Raw genomic sequence first — 18,533 nt, forward strand, 5'->3', positions numbered from 1 at the left:
AGGGCATGGCGAGCGTACAGCTGCGTAATGTAACGAAAGCCTGGGGCGACGTAGTGGTGTCGAAAGACATCAATCTGGACATCCACGAAGGTGAGTTCGTGGTGTTCGTTGGCCCGTCAGGCTGCGGTAAATCGACTCTGCTGCGTATGATTGCCGGTCTTGAAACGATCACCAGTGGCGATTTGTTTATTGGTGACACCCGCATGAACGACATCCCGCCCGCCGAACGTGGCGTGGGTATGGTTTTCCAGTCTTATGCGCTTTATCCCCATCTGTCCGTTGCCGAGAACATGTCTTTTGGCCTGAAGCTGGCCGGCGCGAAAAAAGAGACCATTAATCAGCGCGTCACTCAGGTGGCGGAAGTGTTGCAGCTGGCGCACCTGCTGGAGCGTAAACCGAAAGCGCTCTCTGGTGGTCAGCGTCAGCGCGTGGCGATTGGCCGTACGCTGGTAGCGGAACCGCGTGTGTTCCTGCTCGATGAACCCCTTTCCAACCTGGATGCCGCGCTGCGCGTCCAGATGCGTATCGAAATTTCCCGTCTGCACAAACGCCTGGGCCGTACGATGATTTACGTCACCCACGATCAGGTCGAAGCGATGACGCTGGCCGACAAAATCGTGGTGCTGGATGCCGGTCGCGTGGCACAGGTGGGCAAACCGCTGGAGCTTTATCACTACCCGGCAGACCGCTTTGTTGCGGGCTTTATTGGCTCGCCAAAGATGAACTTCCTGCCGGTCAAAGTGACCGCGACGGCGATTGAACAGGTACAGGTGGAGCTGCCAAACCGTCAGCAAGTCTGGCTGCCGGTCGACAGTGCCAACGTACAGGTCGGGGCAAATATGTCCCTGGGTATCCGTCCTGAGCATTTACTGCCGAGCCACATCGCCGATGTGACCCTCGAAGGAGACGTTCAGGTCGTCGAACAACTTGGTCACGAAACACAGATTCATATCCAGATCCCCGCCATCCGTCAAAACCTGGTCTACCGCCAGAATGACGTGGTGTTGGTAGAAGAGGGTGCCAAATTCGCTATCGGCTTGCCGCCAGAGCGTTGCCATTTATTCCGTGAGGATGGCACTGCATGTCGTCGGCTGCATAAAGAGCCAGGCGTCTAAGCATTCCAATTACAAAGAAAAGCAATGATCTCAGGAGATAGAATAATGATTACTCTGCGCAAACTTCCTTTGGCAGTTGCCGTCGCAGCGGGCGTAATGTCTGCTCAGGCACTGGCTGTGGATTTCCATGGTTATGCTCGTTCCGGTATCGGCTGGACGGGTAGTGGCGGTGAACAACAATGTTTCCAGGCGACCGGTGCTCAAAGTAAATACCGTCTTGGTAACGAATGTGAAACCTATGCTGAGCTGAAGCTGGGCCAGGAAGTGTGGAAAGAAGGTGACAAGAGCTTCTACTTTGACACCAACGTAGCGTACTCCGTGGCGCAACAGAACGACTGGGAAGCGACTGACCCGGCGTTCCGTGAAGCCAACGTGCAGGGTAAAAACCTGATTGAGTGGCTGCCTGGCTCCACCATCTGGGCCGGTAAGCGCTTCTATCAGCGTCACGACGTTCATATGATCGACTTCTACTACTGGGATATCTCTGGTCCTGGTGCGGGTCTGGAAAATATCGATCTGGGCTTCGGTAAACTCTCTCTGGCAGCAACCCGTTCTTCCGAAGCGGGCGGTTCTTCCTCCTTCGCCAGCAACAGCATTTATGATTACACCACCCGTACCGCAAACGACGTGTTTGACGTGCGTTTAGCGCAGATGGAAATCAACCCAGGCGGCACCCTGGAGCTGGGTGTTGACTACGGTCGTGCTAACCCGCGTGATGATTATCGCCTGGTTGACGGTGCGTCCAAAGATGGCTGGATGTTCACTGCTGAACACACCCAGAGCATGCTGAAAGGCTACAACAAGTTTGTTGTTCAGTACGCTACCGATTCAATGACATCTCAGGGTAAAGGTCTGTCTCAAGGTTCTGGTGTAGGTATCGATGGTAATAGTGGCTATGCCTACGACATCAACAACAACGGTAGCCTGCTGCGTATCCTTGATCACGGTGCAATTTCTCTGGGCGATCGCTGGGACCTGATGTACGTCGGTATGTACCAGGACATCGACTGGGATAACAACAACGGTACCAAGTGGTGGACCGTGGGCGTGCGTCCGATGTTCAAATGGACACCGATCATGAGCACCTTGCTGGAAGTGGGCTACGACAACGTTAAATCGCAAAGCGCTGACGAAACCAACAACCAGTATAAAATCACCCTGGCACAACAATGGCAGGCGGGCGATAGCATCTGGTCTCGTCCGGCGATTCGTGTCTTCGCAACCTACGCGAAGTGGGATGAGAAGTGGGGTTATGACTACAGCGGTAACCCATCTAACAACGCTAACTACGGTAAAGCGTTTAAAGATGGCTTCAATGGTAGCTCCTTCGGCCGTGGCGACAACGATGAGTGGTCCTTCGGTGCTCAGATGGAAATCTGGTGGTAATCCGGTCTTAATCTGACGTAATGACCAAACTGAGGGGCGAAAGCCCCTCAATCCTTCGGGACGGCGCGCTATTGCCTGGCTACCGCTGAACCTGTGCTTTATGAGGTGATAACAATGAAAATGAACAAAACTCTCCTTGCTCTTTGCTTATCCGCAGGGTTGCTGGCATGTGCGCCTGCAGTGACGCTCGCCAATGTGAATTTCGTTCCACAAAACACAACATCTGCCCCAGCCATTCCGACAGCGGCATTGCAACAGCTTGTCTGGACCCCTGTCGATCAGTCTAAAACCCAGACCACCCAGCTCTCAACGGGCGGTCAGTCACTGAATGTTCCGGGGATTACCGGTCCGGTTGCTGCGTATAGCGTACCCGCCAATATCGGTGAGCTGGCCATTACCTTGACCAGTGAGGTCAACAAGCAGACCAGCGTCTTTGCGCCAAACGTGCTGATTCTCGATCAGAACATGACGCCATCTGCCTTTTTCCCAAGTGAATACTTTACGTATCAGGAGCCTGGCGTGATGAGCGCCGATCGTCTGGAAGGCGTGATGCGCCTGACGCCTGCGCTGGGCCAACAAAAACTCTACGTGCTGGTCTTTACCACTGAGCAAGATCTCCAGAAGACCACCACGCTGCTCGATCCGGCCAAAGCCTATGCAAAAGGCACCGGTAATGCCGTTCCGGATATTCCAGACCCGATCGCTCGTCACGTCACCGACGGAACGTTAAAGCTGAAGGTGAAAACGAACAGCGGTTCCAGTGTGCTGGTTGGCCCATTGTTTGGCTCCTCCAGTACCGGCCCTGTCACGGTAGGCAACACCGCTTCCCCAGTCTATGCCGCCCCAGCTGCAACCGCTGCCGCCGCAACACCAGCCCCAGCACCGGCGAAGCCATCCGAGCCGGTACTGAACGATACCGAAACCTATTTCAACAACGCGATTAAGCAGGCCGTTAAGAGTGGTGATGTCGATAAAGCACTGAAACTGCTTGATGAAGCCGAGCGTTTAGGTTCAACCACTGCCCGTTCCACCTTTATCAGCAGTGTAAAAGGCAAGGGGTGATCGTCTCCCCACAGTGCTGATTTGTTAGTCGTTTAGTGCGCCTGAGTGGGCGCACTTTTTTTGGTTCTGACTGTGCTGTTGCGCCATTGTTGCGATAGTGATCGCTAAATAACGTTTGGCCGCCCTCAATCTGCTTTTCTGCGATACAATGCCATTACGTTATGTATCGGAGAATCTGGCATGTCACACCCTGCGCTAACGCAACTGCGTGCGCTGCGCTATTTCGACCAAATACCTGCGCTTGACCCGGAGCAACTGGACTGGTTGCTGCTGGAAGATTCCATGACGAAACGTTTTGAGCAACAGGGCAAAACCGTCACGGTGACGATGATTCAGGAAGGGTTTGTCTCTGCTGATGACGTTACCCATGAACTGCCGCTGTTGCCGCAAGAAGATCGCTACTGGCTGCGTGAAATTTTACTGTGTGCCGACGGTGAGCCGTGGCTTGCCGGGCGGACGGTTGTACCTGAGTCCACCCTTTCCGGGCCGGAGCTGGCGCTGCAACGCCTCGGGAAAACACCGCTGGGGCGGTATCTGTTCACCTCGTCTGAACTCACCCGAGATTTTATTGAAATTGGTCGCGATGCCGATCTGTGGGGGCGTCGTTCCCGTCTTCGCCTGAGTGGCAAGCCGTTAATACTGACGGAGCTTTTTTTACCGGCGTCGCCGTTGTACTAAGAGGAAGAGAAAATGGAGTGGAGTCTGACGCAGAATAAGCTGCTGGCCTATCACCGCTTAATGCGTACTGATAAACCCATTGGCGCATTGCTGCTGCTGTGGCCGACCTTATGGGCGCTGTGGGTTGCAACGCCTGGCCTGCCGCCGCTGTGGATACTGGCGGTATTTGTGGCGGGCGTCTGGCTGATGCGTGCAGCGGGCTGCGTGGTGAACGACTATGCGGATCGGAAATTTGACGGGCACGTCAAACGTACCGCCAGCCGTCCTCTGCCGAGTGGGCAGGTCACTGAGAAAGAGGCCCGGACGCTGTTTGTGGTGCTGGTGCTGCTTTCGTTCCTGCTGGTGTTAACGCTCAACACCATGACCATCCTGCTCTCCGTTGCTGCGCTGGCGCTCGCCTGGGTCTACCCGTTTATGAAGCGCTATACCCATCTTCCGCAGGTGGTGCTGGGTGCGGCGTTCGGCTGGTCGATTCCGATGGCGTTTGCTGCCGTTAGCGAATCTGTACCGCTCAGTTGCTGGCTAATGTTCCTGGCGAATATTCTCTGGGCTGTCGCTTACGATACACAGTATGCGATGGTCGATCGTGACGATGACCTGAAAATTGGCATCAAATCGACCGCCATTCTGTTTGGCCGTCATGACAAACTGATCATCGGTATCCTGCAGGTGGCGGTGCTGGTGCTGATGGTGGTGATTGGTCGTCTGAACGGGCTGAACTGGGCGTTTTACTGGTCGGTGCTGGTGGCGGGGCTGCTGTTTGCGTACCAGCAAAAGCTGATCGCGAAGCGCGAACGTGAAGCGTGCTTTAAAGCGTTTCTGAATAATAACTACGTCGGGCTGGTGCTGTTTCTGGGGCTGGCGATGAGTTACTTCTCATAAAAAAGCCGGGTGGCAGCTTCGCCTTACCCGGCCTACGATTTAGCAGAACATGTAGGCCGGGTTAGCGTTAGCGCCACCCGGCTTTTAACGTCACTCGCCCTGCGTCGCACTCTCGATCGTTAAACGCACATCCGACGTAATCAGGTCTGCCAGCATCTGGTAAACCTTCAGCGTCTCTTCCGGCTCGGCATCGCCCGTATCACTGATAAACCCTTCATCACGCAGCGTCAGCACCAGAGAACTGAATACCGCTTTATCGAAGAATTCCGGTGCGTTAATGCCGTGCAGAACGGACAGGCGCTGTGCCAGCGTCCGGCTCTCTTTTTCCAGCGTTCCGCGGTTGATGGACGGGTTCGCGCTCAGCAACCAGAAGGTGATCGCATAACGCTGCAGCGTTTCGCGCGCACCGGCCGCCAGCAGTTGCAGGGTACGAGAGCGCGATGGATTGATGTTCAGCTCATCGTTGTTGATGGTGATAAGCCCCTGACGGCGCATCTCTTCCATCATTTTATTAAGCTCTACCGCCAGCTCATCTTTACTCCAGCGCAGGAACAACTCCGCTTTCAGCATCGGATAGATGGCCTCAATGTGGCGCAGCAGCTCCTGACGCGAAATACGACGATGCTGGGTAATGATGGCCGCCATTAAAGATGGCAGCATCAACATATGCGTAATGTTGTTGCGATAGTAGGTCATCAGCACCGCCTGCTCGCGCGGCAGAATGATGATGTCACCAATCGTATCTTTCTCGACCTCAAACTTGTTCATCTGCAGCGCGTGATCGATAAGCTCGCTGGCAGTCGCAGACGGCACGGTAGAGTCGATGGAATACGGCACGTTACGCATGATGTCCAGGTAGCAATCAAGCTGCTCGGTCAGTTGCTCACGCGTCAGTGAACGCTGGCGTGAGGCCAGCAGCGCGGTACAGCACAGGTTCATGGCGTTTGCCGCACCTGCGTTGTTAATACGCACCATCAGCTCAGCAGCAATGCCATTAACCGTTGGCGTCAGCCAGGCCGGGCGTACTGCTTCGATAGGATCGATAGACTCGCGCCACTCCGGGACATGATTGTTCAGGTACGTCATCAGCGGCATTGGCTCGCCAAAGTTCACGTAGCCCTCGCCGAGGTTGCGCAGCTTGCTCAGGCCGCGCAGCATTTGCGGCAGGCTCTCTTTTTCTTTGGTCGCACCGCGCAGCTCTTTGGCGTAGGTACCTACTTCCATCACGTGCTCATAGCCGATGTAAATGGGCACCAGCGTGATCGGACGGGTTCCACCGCGCAGCATCGCCTGGATGGTCATCGACAGCGTGCCGGTCTTCGGATCGAGCAGACGACCGGTACGGGAGCGGCCGCCCTCCACGAAATATTCAACGGAATAACCGCGGCTAAACAGCTCGCCGAGATATTCACGGAAAACGGTGGAGTAGAGCTTGTTGCCCTTAAAGGTACGACGAATAAAGAATGCACCCAGCCGACGGAAGATCGGGCCTGCCGGCCAGAAATTCAGGTTGATACCGGCAGCGATGTGCGGCGGCACCAGCCCCTGGTGATACAACACGTAGGAGAGCAGCAGATAGTCCATGTGACTGCGGTGGCAAGGTACATAGACAATCTCGTGGCCGTCGTGCGCCAGCTGACGCACGCGCTCGGCGTTGTGGACGTTAATGCCCTGATAGAGGCGGTTCCACGTAAAGCCCAGGATACGATCGGAGAGACGAATCATCTCGTAGGAGAAGTTCGCGGCGATCTCTTCCATCAGCGCGATGGCATTCTGCTGTGCTTTCTCGTGCGAAATTTTCTTGCTGCGCGCTTCGTCTTCTACCGCGCGGGCAATCGCTTTGGAGGCCAGCAGCTTATTGAACAGATCCTGACGTGCCGGGAGGCGTGGGCCTACAGCAGCCAGACGCTGGCGGGCAAAGTGCATACGCGCCACGCGCGCCAGTTTCTGCGCGATGATCTTGTCGGTGCCGTGCTCGTCCGCCATGCGGCGCAGCGAGACGGAAGGGGAGAAACGCACGAAGCTGTCGCGCCCCAGCCAGGAGACAGCGAAAAACTTCTGGATGCCGTTAAGCATGCGCAGCGGTGGATTCTCTTCGCCTTTTTCGCGACCCGGACGGCGACCGAACATCACGGAGACCGGCACCATCTGCACATCCAGATCGGGATTGCTGCGGTGCAGATCGAGGTAGTCGTGGAACAGCTTGATGGACTCTTCTTTCGGCGTGTAATAGGTAAACACGCGCGGCCCGCCGTGAATAAACACGTAGCGTGGCAGCAGAGTACCGTCAACTTCCAGCGGTTCAAGCGGATCAGGTAAATCATGCGCCAGACACTGGGCGCGAAGCGTCAGCAAGTCAGCCTTCGAGTTATAAGGCAAAACGTACATAATAGGGCGTGATGTATCGAGCCCTAATTCCAGCGCGGGTTCTGCTGGGATAGACTTACTTTTTACCAGGACGCTTAATGGTAAATTAAGTAATTTGTAGTAAATTCGTGGCCAGCCGGACATAAACGATGTAAAGCCTCTGGTTAATAATGCAATTGCGGCGCAAGGATAACAGAAAGCGCGCAAAATTTCTGTTGTTACCCGTCATACTTCAGGCGGCAGCAAAACGTGCTGTCGCTATAGTTACTGACGCTATTTCCAATAAAAGGTTCTTTTAATGGCCAATAATACCACCGGGTTAACCCGAATCATCAAAGCTGCCGGCTATTCATGGAAAGGTTTCCGTGCCGCGTGGGTCAATGAAGCCGCTTTTCGCCAGGAAGGGGTCGCCGCTATCGTCGCGGTTGTTATCGCCTGTTTCCTTGATGTTGATGCTATAACCCGCGTTCTTCTCATTGGCTCTGTGCTTCTGGTGATGATAGTGGAAATTCTCAATAGCGCTATTGAGGCTGTTGTTGACCGTATTGGTTCTGATTTCCATGAGCTTTCTGGCCGCGCGAAAGACATGGGATCTGCTGCTGTGCTGCTGGCGATTATCACGGCGGCTATTACTTGGGTCACGCTGCTTTGGTCACATTTCCGATGAGCCTCGAGAAATAATTAAGTCCCTGGTTTTTTGTGCAGTTTTTGGTTCCAAAATCGCCTTTGACTGTATATACTCACAGCATAACTGTATATACACCCAGGGGGCGGAATGAAAGCGTTAACGACCAGGCAGCAAGAGGTGTTTGATCTCATTCGGGATCATATCGGCCAGACGGGTATGCCACCCACGCGTGCGGAAATCGCGCAGCGTCTGGGCTTCCGTTCTCCAAACGCTGCCGAAGAACACCTTAAAGCGCTGGCGCGTAAAGGCGTGATTGAGATTGTCTCTGGCGCGTCGCGCGGCATTCGTCTGCTGGTGGAAGAAGAGACGGGCATCCCACTGGTGGGCCGTGTTGCTGCGGGTGAACCTTTGCTGGCACAGCAGCATATCGAAGGCCACTATCAGGTTGATCCTGGTATGTTCAAGCCGAGCGCCGATTTCCTGCTGCGCGTCAGTGGGATGTCGATGAAAGATATCGGTATTCTTGATGGCGATCTGCTGGCGGTTCACAAAACCCAGGATGTGCGCAACGGCCAGGTTGTGGTTGCGCGTATTGATGACGAAGTCACGGTTAAGCGCCTGAAAAAACAGGGTAATACCGTGCAGTTGCTGCCGGAAAACAACGAGTTTTCCCCGATTGTGGTGGATCTCCGCGAGCAGAGTTTCTCCATTGAAGGTCTTGCTGTTGGCGTTATCCGCAACGGTGAGTGGCTGTAATCTCTTCCTGACAGGCTGCGGCACCTCCGCAGCCTGATTCATTTTTCTGTCCCGGTATTTTTTCATGTCACTGCTGACGGCTTCAGATAAAGCATTGTGGCGTCTTGCGCTGCCGATGATTTTTTCCAATATCACCGTTCCTCTGCTGGGGCTGGTGGATACGGCGGTGATTGGGCATCTGGACTCCCCGGTATACCTCGGCGGCGTGGCGATTGGCGCGACGGCGACCAGCTTCCTCTTCATGCTCCTGCTCTTTTTGCGTATGAGTACCACGGGCCTGACGGCACAGGCGTATGGTGCGAAAGATCCGTTACGGCTGGCGCGTGCACTGGTTCAGCCGCTCATTCTGGCGCTCGGCGCTGGCGCATTGATCGTTTTGTTGCGAACCCCGCTGATTGATCTGGCGCTCCATATTGTGGGTGGCAGCGAGGCGGTGCTTGAACAGGCGCGGCGCTTCCTGGAAATTCGCTGGCTTAGCGCGCCCGCTTCACTGGCGAACCTGGTTTTGCTCGGCTGGTTGCTGGGGGTTCAGTATGCCCGCGCGCCGGTCATCCTGCTGGTGGTGGGAAACCTTCTGAACATCGTACTCGACCTGTGGCTGGTGATGGGTCTGCATATGAACGTGCGGGGAGCCGCGCTGGCGACGGCGATAGCCGAATACGGCACCTTGCTCATCGGGCTGTGGATGGTCTGGCGCGTGCTGGCCATGCGTGGTATCTCCCTCGCCATGCTGAAAACCGCGTGGCGTGGCAACATTCGCAAGCTGCTGGCGCTCAACCGCGACATCATGCTTCGCTCGCTCCTGCTACAACTCTGTTTTGGTGCGTTGACCGTTTTTGGAGCACGTCTTGGGCCAGAAATTGTCGCGGTGAATGCCGTGCTGATGACATTGTTAACCTTTACCGCTTACGCGCTGGATGGTTTTGCCTATGCCGTTGAGGCGCACTCCGGGCAGGCCTATGGCGCTCGTGAAAGCGGCCAACTTCGCGAAGTCTGGCGCGCGGCCTGCCGTCAGGCGGGCATGGTCGCACTGGCATTTGCCCTGCTGTATGCCTGCTTTGGCGGGCATATTGTTGCCTTACTCACCACGTTACCGACGCTGCGAGAACTGGCGGGCCACTACATCATCTGGCAGGTGATCTTACCGGTTGTCGGTGTCTGGTGTTATTTGCTGGATGGCATGTTCATTGGTGCGACGCGGGGAACAGAGATGCGCAACAGCATGGCGGTTGCCGCGGCAGGTTTTGGGCTGACGCTGCTCACGGTTCCGTATCTGGGCAACCATGGTTTATGGCTGGCGCTCGCGGTCTTTCTCTCACTGCGGGGACTTTCGCTGGCAGTTATCTGGCACCGCCACTGGCAAAATAACACCTGGCTTCCCTCCCGCCACGATATATCGTAACGGTTAAAGATTCCGAATATAAAAACAACAGCCGAATCCTTAACTACAATAATAATCACGTCCAGCAGAAAAGAACGTAGCGGACGATACTCATAGACGCTTAACACGAGGACACGATTATGAATAAAGACGAAATCGGCGGCAACTGGAAGCAATTCAAAGGTAAAGCGAAAGAACAGTGGGGTAAGCTGACGGATGACGACATGACCGTTATCGAAGGTAAGCGCGATCAGCTTGTCGGGAAAATTCAGGAACGCTACGGTTACGAAAAAGATCAGGCGGAAAACGAAGTCAAAGACTGGGAAACCCGTAACGACTACCGCTGGTAACCGGCGAACTACCCGCAACGACTCCCTGAGGGCGGCCATAAGCCGCCTTTTCTTTTGCTGTTAGCGCGGTTTTTTCTTCACGATAATAGAGTGATCGTGCTGACATGCGTCCTGATGACTGCAGGATTCCACTTCCACGCATGCAGAGCACAACCCGTGCGCTTCAATCACGTTATGACGCAGGGCAAAGCCCATTCTGGCGGCCAGTGAGTGCATAATATCTTCAACGCCCTCCGCACCTTCTTCCTTCACCACGCCACAGCGATCGCAGATGAACATGGCCGAAGTATGGGTTGGCTGATCGAACAGATGGCACAGCACATAGCTGTTGGTGGATTCCACCTTATGCACAAAACCCTGCTCCAGCAGGAAGTCCAGCGCGCGGTAAACGGTCGGCGGCTTGGCCTGCGGTTCGCTTTCGCGCAGAAGGTCGAGCAAATCGTAGGCGCTAATCGCCCCTTGCTGAAGGCTCATCAGACGCAACACTTCAAGGCGCTGCGGGGTCAGGCGCACATTGCGTTGCGCACACAGCTTTTCAGCTTGCGCTAACAGCTCGTTTGTGGACTTATCCATTTAGCACCTCGGATGTAATAGGGCGGCAAACCCTTACTTTATCATGTTCTGCTAAAAACACCGAGATCCGCCAGGCTGTGCTATACCTGTCGCATTGCAATTCGGGAAATAAGACCATGAAAAGACCTGACTGTATTCGGCACTGGCGCGATGTGGAAGGCGCGGATGATTCAACCTATCCCGACAGTGATGAGCTTTTTTCCATTGGTGCTCCGCTGGCCCGCAAGCTGGGCCTGGGTCGCATTGGCATTCATCATGAACGCCTTCCGCCGGGGCGACGCACCTCTTATCCTCATGCAGAAAGTGACGAAGAGGAGTTTGTCTACGTGCTGGAAGGGTATCCCGAGGCCTGGATTAACGGCTATTTATGGAAGCTGGAACCCGGCGACAGCGTGGGTTTCCCCGCCGGGACGGGTGTGTGCCACACCTTTATCAATAACACCGATGAAGAGGTGCGTTTACTGGTTGTCGGGGAGGCTAATAAAAAGCACAACCGCATTTACTACCCGCTGAACCCGGTATATGCCGCGACGCGTGAGGATCGCTGGGTTGACCATCCCCCGCAGTTTTTTGGCCCGCACGATGGAAAACCTGGGCGAAAATAATTTCCTCTTCTATAAATATTGAGGGCCGTCACAAATTACAACAGGCCATATAAGGAATTTAACTTAAGGAAATAGCGGGTCTTTTTGTACTTATTCACAGCAATAGTTCGCGCCTGTTTGAGTGATAACAGACAGGGGTTATTTCATAACAGACTATAAGACGAGCATACTGTGAAAAAACATTTTAAATTTTCGGTGGTTAGCATCGCTGTCTCCTTATTTATGGCAAATCAGGCGGGGGCAGCCAATACCTGGACAGAGTCACGCAGTGACGCGATGGGGGGGACGGGCGTGGCGGCAGGCAGCTATGGCAGCGGGGCGTTAATCAACCCGGCCTTGCTGGCTAAAGCGAAGCCTGACGATGATGTGACGGTAATTCTGCCTTCTGTTGGCGCGCAGATCACGGATAAAGACAATCTTCAGGACGAGATCGATAATATCAACGATAAAATCAATCACTATCAGGATGTGATTGATAACCTTACGCCCGCTGAAATCATTACTAACCCGTTAGGTTCAATTAACCAGTTCCAGGGCGCGGCGAAAGATCTTGCTGATGAGCTGGATTATCTCAAAGGCAAAACCGCACGCGCCACGGCAGGTGCAGGCATTGCCGTGAGTATTCCTAACGATGTGCTTTCTGTCGCTTTTATGGCAAAAGGTTATGCCCACGGACGCGTCAGCTCCTCTATCGACCAGCAGGATATTGATTATCTGCGCGGCATTCAAAATAGCGATGCGGTGGCGGCTGGTGTCGCGCTGGATGCCGCAGTTAACGGCACCGATCAAATTACCAAAAACCTCAACTCAACGGCGTCTGGCCGGGCGGCGATTGTCTCCGACTACGGTATTGCGGTTGCCCGTCAGTTCGATCTCGGTGGCATCCCGGTTTCAGTGGGCGTCACGCCAAAATTGCAAAAAACCTGGGTCTATAATTACACGACCTCGATTTACGATTACGACAGTAACAAGTGGAACGACAGCCGCTACCGTACGGACGACACCGGCTTTAACGTTGATGCGGGTATTGCTGCCGATTTCGGTGAAAACTGGACGGTAGGCGTGAGCGGACAAAACCTGATGTCTCGCGATATCGATACCAAAGATGTTCGCATCCGCAACGGTCGCACGGGTGAGGTAGTGAGTTATAAAGACACGTACCAGATCCGTCCGCTGGTGACGGCCGGTGCCGCCTGGCATAACGATCTGGTGACGCTCACCGCAGATAGCGATCTGACCGAAACCAAAGGCTTTAAGAGTGAAGATACCTCGCAGTACGCAGGCGTAGGTGCCGAGGTCACACCGCTGAGCTGGCTGGCCGTCCGTGCCGGTTTCCGTGCGGATATGAAAGGGAACGACAGTAATGTCTTTACCGGCGGTGTCGGTTTTGCGCCGTTTAACACCGTGCATGTTGACCTGATGGGTCTGTACGGCGAGGATGAAACCTGGGGCGCGGGTGCGCAGCTGAGTATGACGTTCTAACATGCACCGGAGGCGATGCGCCTCCGGCTTTTCTTTGTGCTATAGTAGCGCCCCTTTTCCACCAGATGCTTAAAACTTCGCCATGTCGTCAGAATTGCAGACCACTTTCCCCGCACACCGTTTCTCCATTGCGCCGATGCTCGACTGGACGGACAGACACTGCCGCTACTTCCTGCGCCAGCTCTCCCGCCATACGCTGCTGTACACCGAAATGGTGACCACGGGTGCAATTATTCACGGTAAGGGCGACTATCTGGCCTATAGCGAAGAAGAACATCCGGTTGCCCTGCAACTGGGGGGCAGCGATCCGGCTGCGCTGGCGCAGTGCGCGAAGCTGGCGGAAGAACGCGGCTACGACGAGATCAACCTGAACGTCGGCTGTCCTTCCGACCGTGTACAAAACGGTATGTTTGGCGCGTGTCTGATGGGGAACGCCCAACTGGTGGCGGACTGTATCAAGGCCATGCGTGACGTGGTTTCCATTCCGGTGACGGTCAAAACCCGTATCGGTATTGACGACCAGGACAGCTACGAATTCCTGTGCGATTTCATCAACACTGTGGCCGGAAAGGGCGAGTGCGAGATGTTTATCATCCATGCGCGTAAAGCCTGGCTTTCTGGCCTCAGCCCGAAAGAGAACCGTGAAATCCCGCCGCTGGATTACCCGCGCGTGTATCAACTGAAGCGTGATTTCCCGCACCTGACAATGTCGATTAACGGCGGCATTAAGTCGCTGGACGAGGCCAAAACCCATCTGGCACACATGGATGGCGTGATGGTCGGGCGCGAGGCGTACCAGAACCCTGGCATTCTGGCGACGGTCGATCGTGAAATTTACGGCGTTGAAGGTGCAGACACCGATCCAGTTGCGGTAGTGCGTGCTATGTATCCCTACATTGAGCGCGAGCTGAGCAACGGCACGTATCTTGGACATATCACTCGCCATATGCTCGGCCTGTTCCAGGGTATTCCTGGAGCGCGTCAGTGGCGTCGCTACCTGAGCGAGAATGCGCATAAAGCCGGCGCGGATATCGAGGTGCTGGAGCACGCGCTGCGCCTGGTCGCCGATAAGCGTTAAATTTCGCTAAAAGATCGTCAAATTCACCACGCCCTGCAAAATCTTGCGGGGCGTTTTTCTTTTATAACAAGAGCTTAGTTTTGGCATGCTTTTTGTAATGATCGATGCATCATTCGGGAACTCGTGGGAGAGCACCATGCTGGAACTACTTTTTGTGATTGGCTTTTTTGTCATGCTGATGGTCACGGGCGTTTCGCTGCTCGGCATTTTGGCCGCGATCGTTGTGGCGACGGTAGTGATGTTTATCGGTGGGTTATTTGCTCTGACGATCAAACTGTTGCCGTGGCTGCTGCTGGCCATTGCCACTGTGTGGGCGATACGGGCGATAAAAACGCCAAAAGTCCCCAGTTATCAGCGCAATAACCGCTTCCGTTACTAAGGTATTGAGGGGTTCGTCACATACCTGCAACTTTTCCGGCAGCATTGCTTAGAACGGAATAGGATTTACTTATCGAATCTGTCACTATGGCTGCCGCTAAAGAATTCATCGAGCTGTACCCTACATACAGCCGAACTAAAAAAAGAAAGGGCTTCCCACGGGAAGCCCAATTTCTTTTCAGGACTCAGGGAATTAACAGGCTTGAGCCCTGTGTTGCCCGGCTCTCTAATACCTCATGCGCACGTTGTGCATCGGTCAGCGCGTATTTTTGCGCATCCGCAACATCCACTTTAATGACACCGCTGGCGATCAGTGAAAACAGCTCGTTGCTGGCCTCGATCAGCTCCTCGCGGTTAGTGATGTAACCTTGCAGCGAAGGGCGTGTGACATACAGCGAACCTTTCTGGTTCAGAATACCCAGATTCACTCCGGTCACCGCGCCTGACGCGTTACCGAAGCTCACCATCAGCCCGCGACGTTGCAGGCAGTCCAGCGAGGCTTCCCAGGTATCTTTCCCCACCGAGTCATACACCACGCGCACTTTTTTGCCGCCAGTGATCTCTTTCAGCCGCTCAACGATGCTCTCTTCCCGATAGTTAATCACCTGCCATGCGCCCGCATCCAGCGCGCGCTGCGCTTTTTGCGCACTGCCGACGGTACCAATCAGTTTTGCACCCAACGCTTTCGCCCACTGGCAGGCGATCAGCCCCACGCCACCCGCAGCAGCATGAAACAGGAACTGCTCATCGGGTTTAATTTCATAGGTTTTGCGCAGCAGGTAATAGACCGTCAACCCTTTCAGGAATGAGGCGGCGGCTTGTTCAAACGAAATGGCATTGGGCAAAATTGCCGCTTTGTCCGCCGGGACGTTATGAACGGAACTGTAGGCTCCCAGCGCCGATTGCGCATATACCACGCGATCGCCTTCTTTAATATGCTTAACGGCGCTACCCACCTTAATGACCACGCCTGCAGCCTCCGTTCCCAACCCACTCGGCAGCGACGGAGGCGGATAGAGACCGCCGCGAATGTAGGTGTCGATGTAGTTAATGCCGATGGCTTTGTTTTCAACCTGGATTTCCTTCTCGCCAGGCGCGGCAGGGGTAAACTCCACCGCTTTCAGCACGTCTGGTCCGCCATGTTTCTGGAATTCAATGCGCGTTGCCATGCTCCCTCCGTAAGAAAAATATGGTAATCTTTCGACCCACTCTTTATCTCGGTAACTCCATTCACTATGGCAGGAAACAAACCCTTCAACAAACAGACTGAGCCTCGCGAGCGTGATTTCCAGGTCGCCGGGTTAAAAGTCCCGCCGCACTCGATTGAAGCGGAACAGTCGGTGTTGGGCGGTTTAATGCTGGATAATGAACGCTGGGATGACGTCGCTGAGCGCGTCGTCGCGGAAGATTTTTATACCCGCCCGCACCGCCATATCTTTACCGAAATGGCGCGTCTGCAGGAGTCGGGCAGCCCGATTGACCTGATTACGCTCGCGGAATCGCTGGAGCGTCTGGGGCAACTGGACAGCGTCGGCGGGTTTGCCTATCTGGCAGAACTCTCGAAAAACACGCCAAGTGCAGCGAACATCAGCGCTTATGCGGATATTGTCCGTGAACGTGCTGTCGTCCGCGAGATGATCTCGGTGGCGAACGAAATCGCCGAAGCCGGTTTTGATCCGCAGGGCCGCACCAGCGAAGACTTGCTCGATCTCGCCGAGTCGCGTGTCTTTAAAATCGCCGAAAGTCGTGCGAATAAAGACGAAGGCCCGAAAAATATCGCCGACGTGCTTGATGCCACTGTCGCGCGTATCGAACAACTTTTCCAGCAGCCGCACGATGGCGTCACCGGCGTGAATACCGGCTATGACGATCTGAATAAGAAAACCGCCGGTCTGCAGCCGTCGGATTTGATTATCGTCGCGGCGCGTCCGTCGATGGGTAAAACCACGTTTGCAATGAACCTCGTCGAAAATGCGGCGATGTTGCAGGATAAACCGGTACTCATCTTCAGTCTTGAGATGCCCTCAGAACAGATCATGATGCGTTCTCTGGCGTCGCTTTCACGCGTGGATCAGACCCGCATTCGTACCGGCCAGCTTGATGATGAGGACTGGGCGCGGATCTCCGGCACCATGGGCATTCTGCTGGAAAAACGTAATATCTACATTGATGACTCCTCCGGCCTGACGCCAACGGAAGTGCGTTCCCGCGCGCGCCGTATCGCCCGTGAACACGGCGGTATCGGGCTTATCATGATCGACTACCTTCAGCTGATGCGCGTGCCGTCACTCTCCGACAACCGTACGCTGGAGATCGCCGAGATTTCCCGCTCGCTCAAGGCGTTAGCCAAAGAGCTGCACGTGCCGGTGGTGGCGCTGTCGCAGCTTAACCGCTCCCTGGAACAACGTGCCGACAAACGCCCGGTCAACTCCGACCTGCGTGAATCTGGCTCCATTGAGCAGGATGCCGACTTAATCATGTTCATCTACCGTGATGAGGTTTATCACGAGAACAGCGACCTGAAAGGGATCGCCGAAATCATTATCGGTAAGCAACGTAACGGCCCAATCGGTACGGTACGTCTGACCTTTAACGGCCAATGGTCGCGCTTTGATAACTATGCGGGACCGCAGTACGACGACGAATAAGGAATTTACATGCAAGCGGCAACTGTTGTTATTAACCGCCGCGCTCTGCGACACAACCTGCAACGCCTGCGTGAACTGGCACCCGCCAGCAAGCTCGTTGCAGTCGTGAAAGCGAACGCTTACGGACACGGTCTTCTTGAGACCGCGCGAACGCTCCCCGATGCCGACGCCTTTGGTGTTGCCCGTCTCGAAGAAGCTCTCCGCCTGCGTGCAGGCGGTATTACCCAACCCATACTGCTGCTGGAAGGCTTTTTTGAAGCGACCGATTTGCCGACGATTGCAGACCAGCATCTGCACACGGCAGTCCATAACGAAGAACAGCTTGCCGCGCTGGAAACGGCTGATTTGAGCGAGCCTGTCACCGTGTGGATGAAGCTCGACACGGGAATGCACCGTCTGGGCGTGCGCCCGGAGCATGCTGAGGCGTTTTATCAGCGTTTGTGTCAGTGCAAAAATGTTCGCCAGCCGGTGAATATCGTCAGCCACTTTGCGCGTGCCGATGAACCTGAATGTGGTGCGACCGAACAGCAGCTCGATATTTTTACTACCTTCTGCGAAGGCAAGCCGGGGATGCGCTCAATTGCGGCATCCGGCGGCATTCTGCTGTGGCCGCAGTCGCACTTCGACTGGGCGCGTCCGGGCATTATTCTTTATGGCGTGTCGCCGCTGGAGAATAAACCCTGGGGGCCAGATTTTGGTTTCCAGCCGGTGATGTCGCTGGTCTCTAACCTGATAGCCGTGCGTGAACACAAAGCGGGTGAACCGGTGGGCTACGGCGGCACCTGGACCAGCGAGCGCGACACGCGTCTCGGCGTGGTCGCGATGGGGTACGGCGATGGCTATCCGCGCGCGGCACCGTCTGGCACGCCGGTGCTGGTGAATGGTCGCGAAGTGAAGACTGTCGGCCGCGTGGCGATGGACATGATCTGTGTTGACCTGGGGCCAGACGCGCAGGACAAAGCAGGTGATGCGGTGGTGATGTGGGGCGAAGGTCTGCCCGTTGAACGCATTGCTGAAATCACGAAAGTGAGCGCTTACGAACTTATCACGCGGCTGACCTCGCGGGTGGCGATGAAATATATCGATTAAGTTACAACCGGTGCCGGGTGGCGGCTTTGCCTTACCCGGCCTACGTTTGTTAAACGCTCGATCTTCTCTCATATC

The 18,533-nt window shown here is 55.0% G+C and carries 18 protein-coding genes; 15 read left to right on the forward strand and 3 right to left on the reverse strand.

Going from position 1 to position 18,533, the window contains the following annotated elements; genetic code table 11:
• The first annotated feature begins 5 nt into the window (after positions 1-5).
• From malK to ubiA, 5 genes are all read left to right on the forward strand, one after another.
• Complete coding sequence (malK, locus tag EoCCA6_RS13265; protein ID WP_152083032.1) at positions 6-1,115, forward strand: maltose/maltodextrin ABC transporter ATP-binding protein MalK; 1,110 nt, start codon at positions 6-8, stop codon at positions 1,113-1,115.
• 42 nt (positions 1,116-1,157) lie between these two features.
• Complete coding sequence (locus EoCCA6_RS13270; RefSeq protein ID WP_152084451.1) at positions 1,158-2,501, forward strand: maltoporin; 1,344 nt, start codon at positions 1,158-1,160, stop codon at positions 2,499-2,501.
• Between the two features lie 114 nt (positions 2,502-2,615).
• Positions 2,616-3,563, forward strand: a complete 948-nt coding sequence (gene malM, locus EoCCA6_RS13275) for a maltose operon protein MalM (RefSeq protein ID WP_152083033.1) — start codon at positions 2,616-2,618, stop codon at positions 3,561-3,563.
• A 180-nt stretch (positions 3,564-3,743) separates the two neighbouring features.
• Entirely contained in the window at positions 3,744-4,241 is a 498-nt protein-coding gene (ubiC, locus tag EoCCA6_RS13280) for a chorismate lyase (protein ID WP_152083034.1), read from the forward strand.
• A 12-nt stretch (positions 4,242-4,253) separates the two neighbouring features.
• Positions 4,254-5,123 (forward strand): 4-hydroxybenzoate octaprenyltransferase, encoded by an 870-nt coding sequence (ubiA, locus tag EoCCA6_RS13285; RefSeq protein ID WP_152083035.1) that lies wholly within the window; start codon positions 4,254-4,256, stop codon positions 5,121-5,123.
• Positions 5,124-5,213: 90 nt separating this feature from the next.
• On the opposite strand, the gene plsB is transcribed toward ubiA, so the two are convergent.
• On the reverse strand, positions 5,214-7,634 hold the full coding sequence (gene plsB / locus EoCCA6_RS13290) for a glycerol-3-phosphate 1-O-acyltransferase PlsB (RefSeq protein WP_152083036.1): 2,421 nt from the start codon (positions 7,632-7,634) through the stop codon (positions 5,214-5,216).
• Positions 7,635-7,788: 154 nt separating this feature from the next.
• Between plsB and EoCCA6_RS13295 the strand changes: the two genes are divergently transcribed.
• From EoCCA6_RS13295 to EoCCA6_RS13315, 4 genes are all read left to right on the forward strand, one after another.
• Positions 7,789-8,157, forward strand: a complete 369-nt coding sequence (locus tag EoCCA6_RS13295; RefSeq protein WP_152083037.1) for a diacylglycerol kinase — start codon at positions 7,789-7,791, stop codon at positions 8,155-8,157.
• A 108-nt stretch (positions 8,158-8,265) separates the two neighbouring features.
• Positions 8,266-8,874, forward strand: a complete 609-nt coding sequence (lexA, locus tag EoCCA6_RS13305) for a transcriptional repressor LexA (RefSeq protein ID WP_006810486.1) — start codon at positions 8,266-8,268, stop codon at positions 8,872-8,874.
• 64 nt (positions 8,875-8,938) lie between these two features.
• Positions 8,939-10,276, forward strand: a complete 1,338-nt coding sequence (gene dinF / locus EoCCA6_RS13310; protein WP_152083039.1) for an MATE family efflux transporter DinF — start codon at positions 8,939-8,941, stop codon at positions 10,274-10,276.
• A 119-nt stretch (positions 10,277-10,395) separates the two neighbouring features.
• A complete protein-coding gene (locus tag EoCCA6_RS13315) occupies positions 10,396-10,605 on the forward strand; it encodes a CsbD family protein (RefSeq protein WP_003860314.1) in 210 nt (69 codons plus the stop codon).
• A gap of 60 nt (positions 10,606-10,665) precedes the next feature.
• Here EoCCA6_RS13315 and zur read toward each other — a convergent pair whose 3' ends face one another.
• Positions 10,666-11,178, reverse strand: coding sequence for a zinc uptake transcriptional repressor Zur (zur, locus tag EoCCA6_RS13320; protein ID WP_152083040.1), 513 nt, complete (start codon positions 11,176-11,178; stop codon positions 10,666-10,668).
• A 116-nt stretch (positions 11,179-11,294) separates the two neighbouring features.
• Between zur and EoCCA6_RS13325 the strand changes: the two genes are divergently transcribed.
• The 4 genes from EoCCA6_RS13325 to pspG all read left to right on the forward strand — a co-directional run bounded on the left by EoCCA6_RS13325 (position 11,295) and on the right by pspG (position 14,722).
• Positions 11,295-11,783 carry a cupin domain-containing protein gene (locus EoCCA6_RS13325; RefSeq protein ID WP_152083041.1) on the forward strand — a complete coding sequence of 163 codons (489 nt, stop codon included), beginning with the start codon at positions 11,295-11,297 and terminating at the stop codon, positions 11,781-11,783.
• 222 nt (positions 11,784-12,005) lie between these two features.
• On the forward strand, positions 12,006-13,265 hold the full coding sequence (locus EoCCA6_RS13330; RefSeq protein WP_373308938.1) for a conjugal transfer protein TraF: 1,260 nt from the start codon (positions 12,006-12,008) through the stop codon (positions 13,263-13,265).
• Between the two features lie 82 nt (positions 13,266-13,347).
• Positions 13,348-14,343: a tRNA dihydrouridine(20/20a) synthase DusA gene (gene dusA, locus EoCCA6_RS13335; RefSeq protein WP_152083043.1), complete on the forward strand. Its 996-nt coding sequence runs from the start codon at positions 13,348-13,350 to the stop codon at positions 14,341-14,343.
• 136 nt (positions 14,344-14,479) lie between these two features.
• Positions 14,480-14,722, forward strand: a complete 243-nt coding sequence (gene pspG / locus EoCCA6_RS13340; protein WP_152083044.1) for an envelope stress response protein PspG — start codon at positions 14,480-14,482, stop codon at positions 14,720-14,722.
• Between the two features lie 184 nt (positions 14,723-14,906).
• On the opposite strand, the gene EoCCA6_RS13345 is transcribed toward pspG, so the two are convergent.
• Positions 14,907-15,890, reverse strand: coding sequence for a quinone oxidoreductase (locus EoCCA6_RS13345; protein WP_152083045.1), 984 nt, complete (start codon positions 15,888-15,890; stop codon positions 14,907-14,909).
• Between the two features lie 66 nt (positions 15,891-15,956).
• Here EoCCA6_RS13345 and dnaB point away from each other — a divergent pair, with 66 nt between their 5' ends.
• Together dnaB and alr are read left to right on the forward strand one after the other, a co-directional pair.
• On the forward strand, positions 15,957-17,369 hold the full coding sequence (gene dnaB, locus EoCCA6_RS13350; protein ID WP_152083046.1) for a replicative DNA helicase: 1,413 nt from the start codon (positions 15,957-15,959) through the stop codon (positions 17,367-17,369).
• Positions 17,370-17,378: 9 nt separating this feature from the next.
• Positions 17,379-18,458 carry an alanine racemase gene (gene alr, locus EoCCA6_RS13355; RefSeq protein WP_152083047.1) on the forward strand — a complete coding sequence of 360 codons (1,080 nt, stop codon included), beginning with the start codon at positions 17,379-17,381 and terminating at the stop codon, positions 18,456-18,458.
• The last annotated feature ends 75 nt before the right edge of the window (positions 18,459-18,533 follow it).

Source organism: Enterobacter oligotrophicus, assembly GCF_009176645.1.
GTDB classification, from domain to species: Bacteria; Pseudomonadota; Gammaproteobacteria; order Enterobacterales; family Enterobacteriaceae; genus Enterobacter; species Enterobacter oligotrophicus.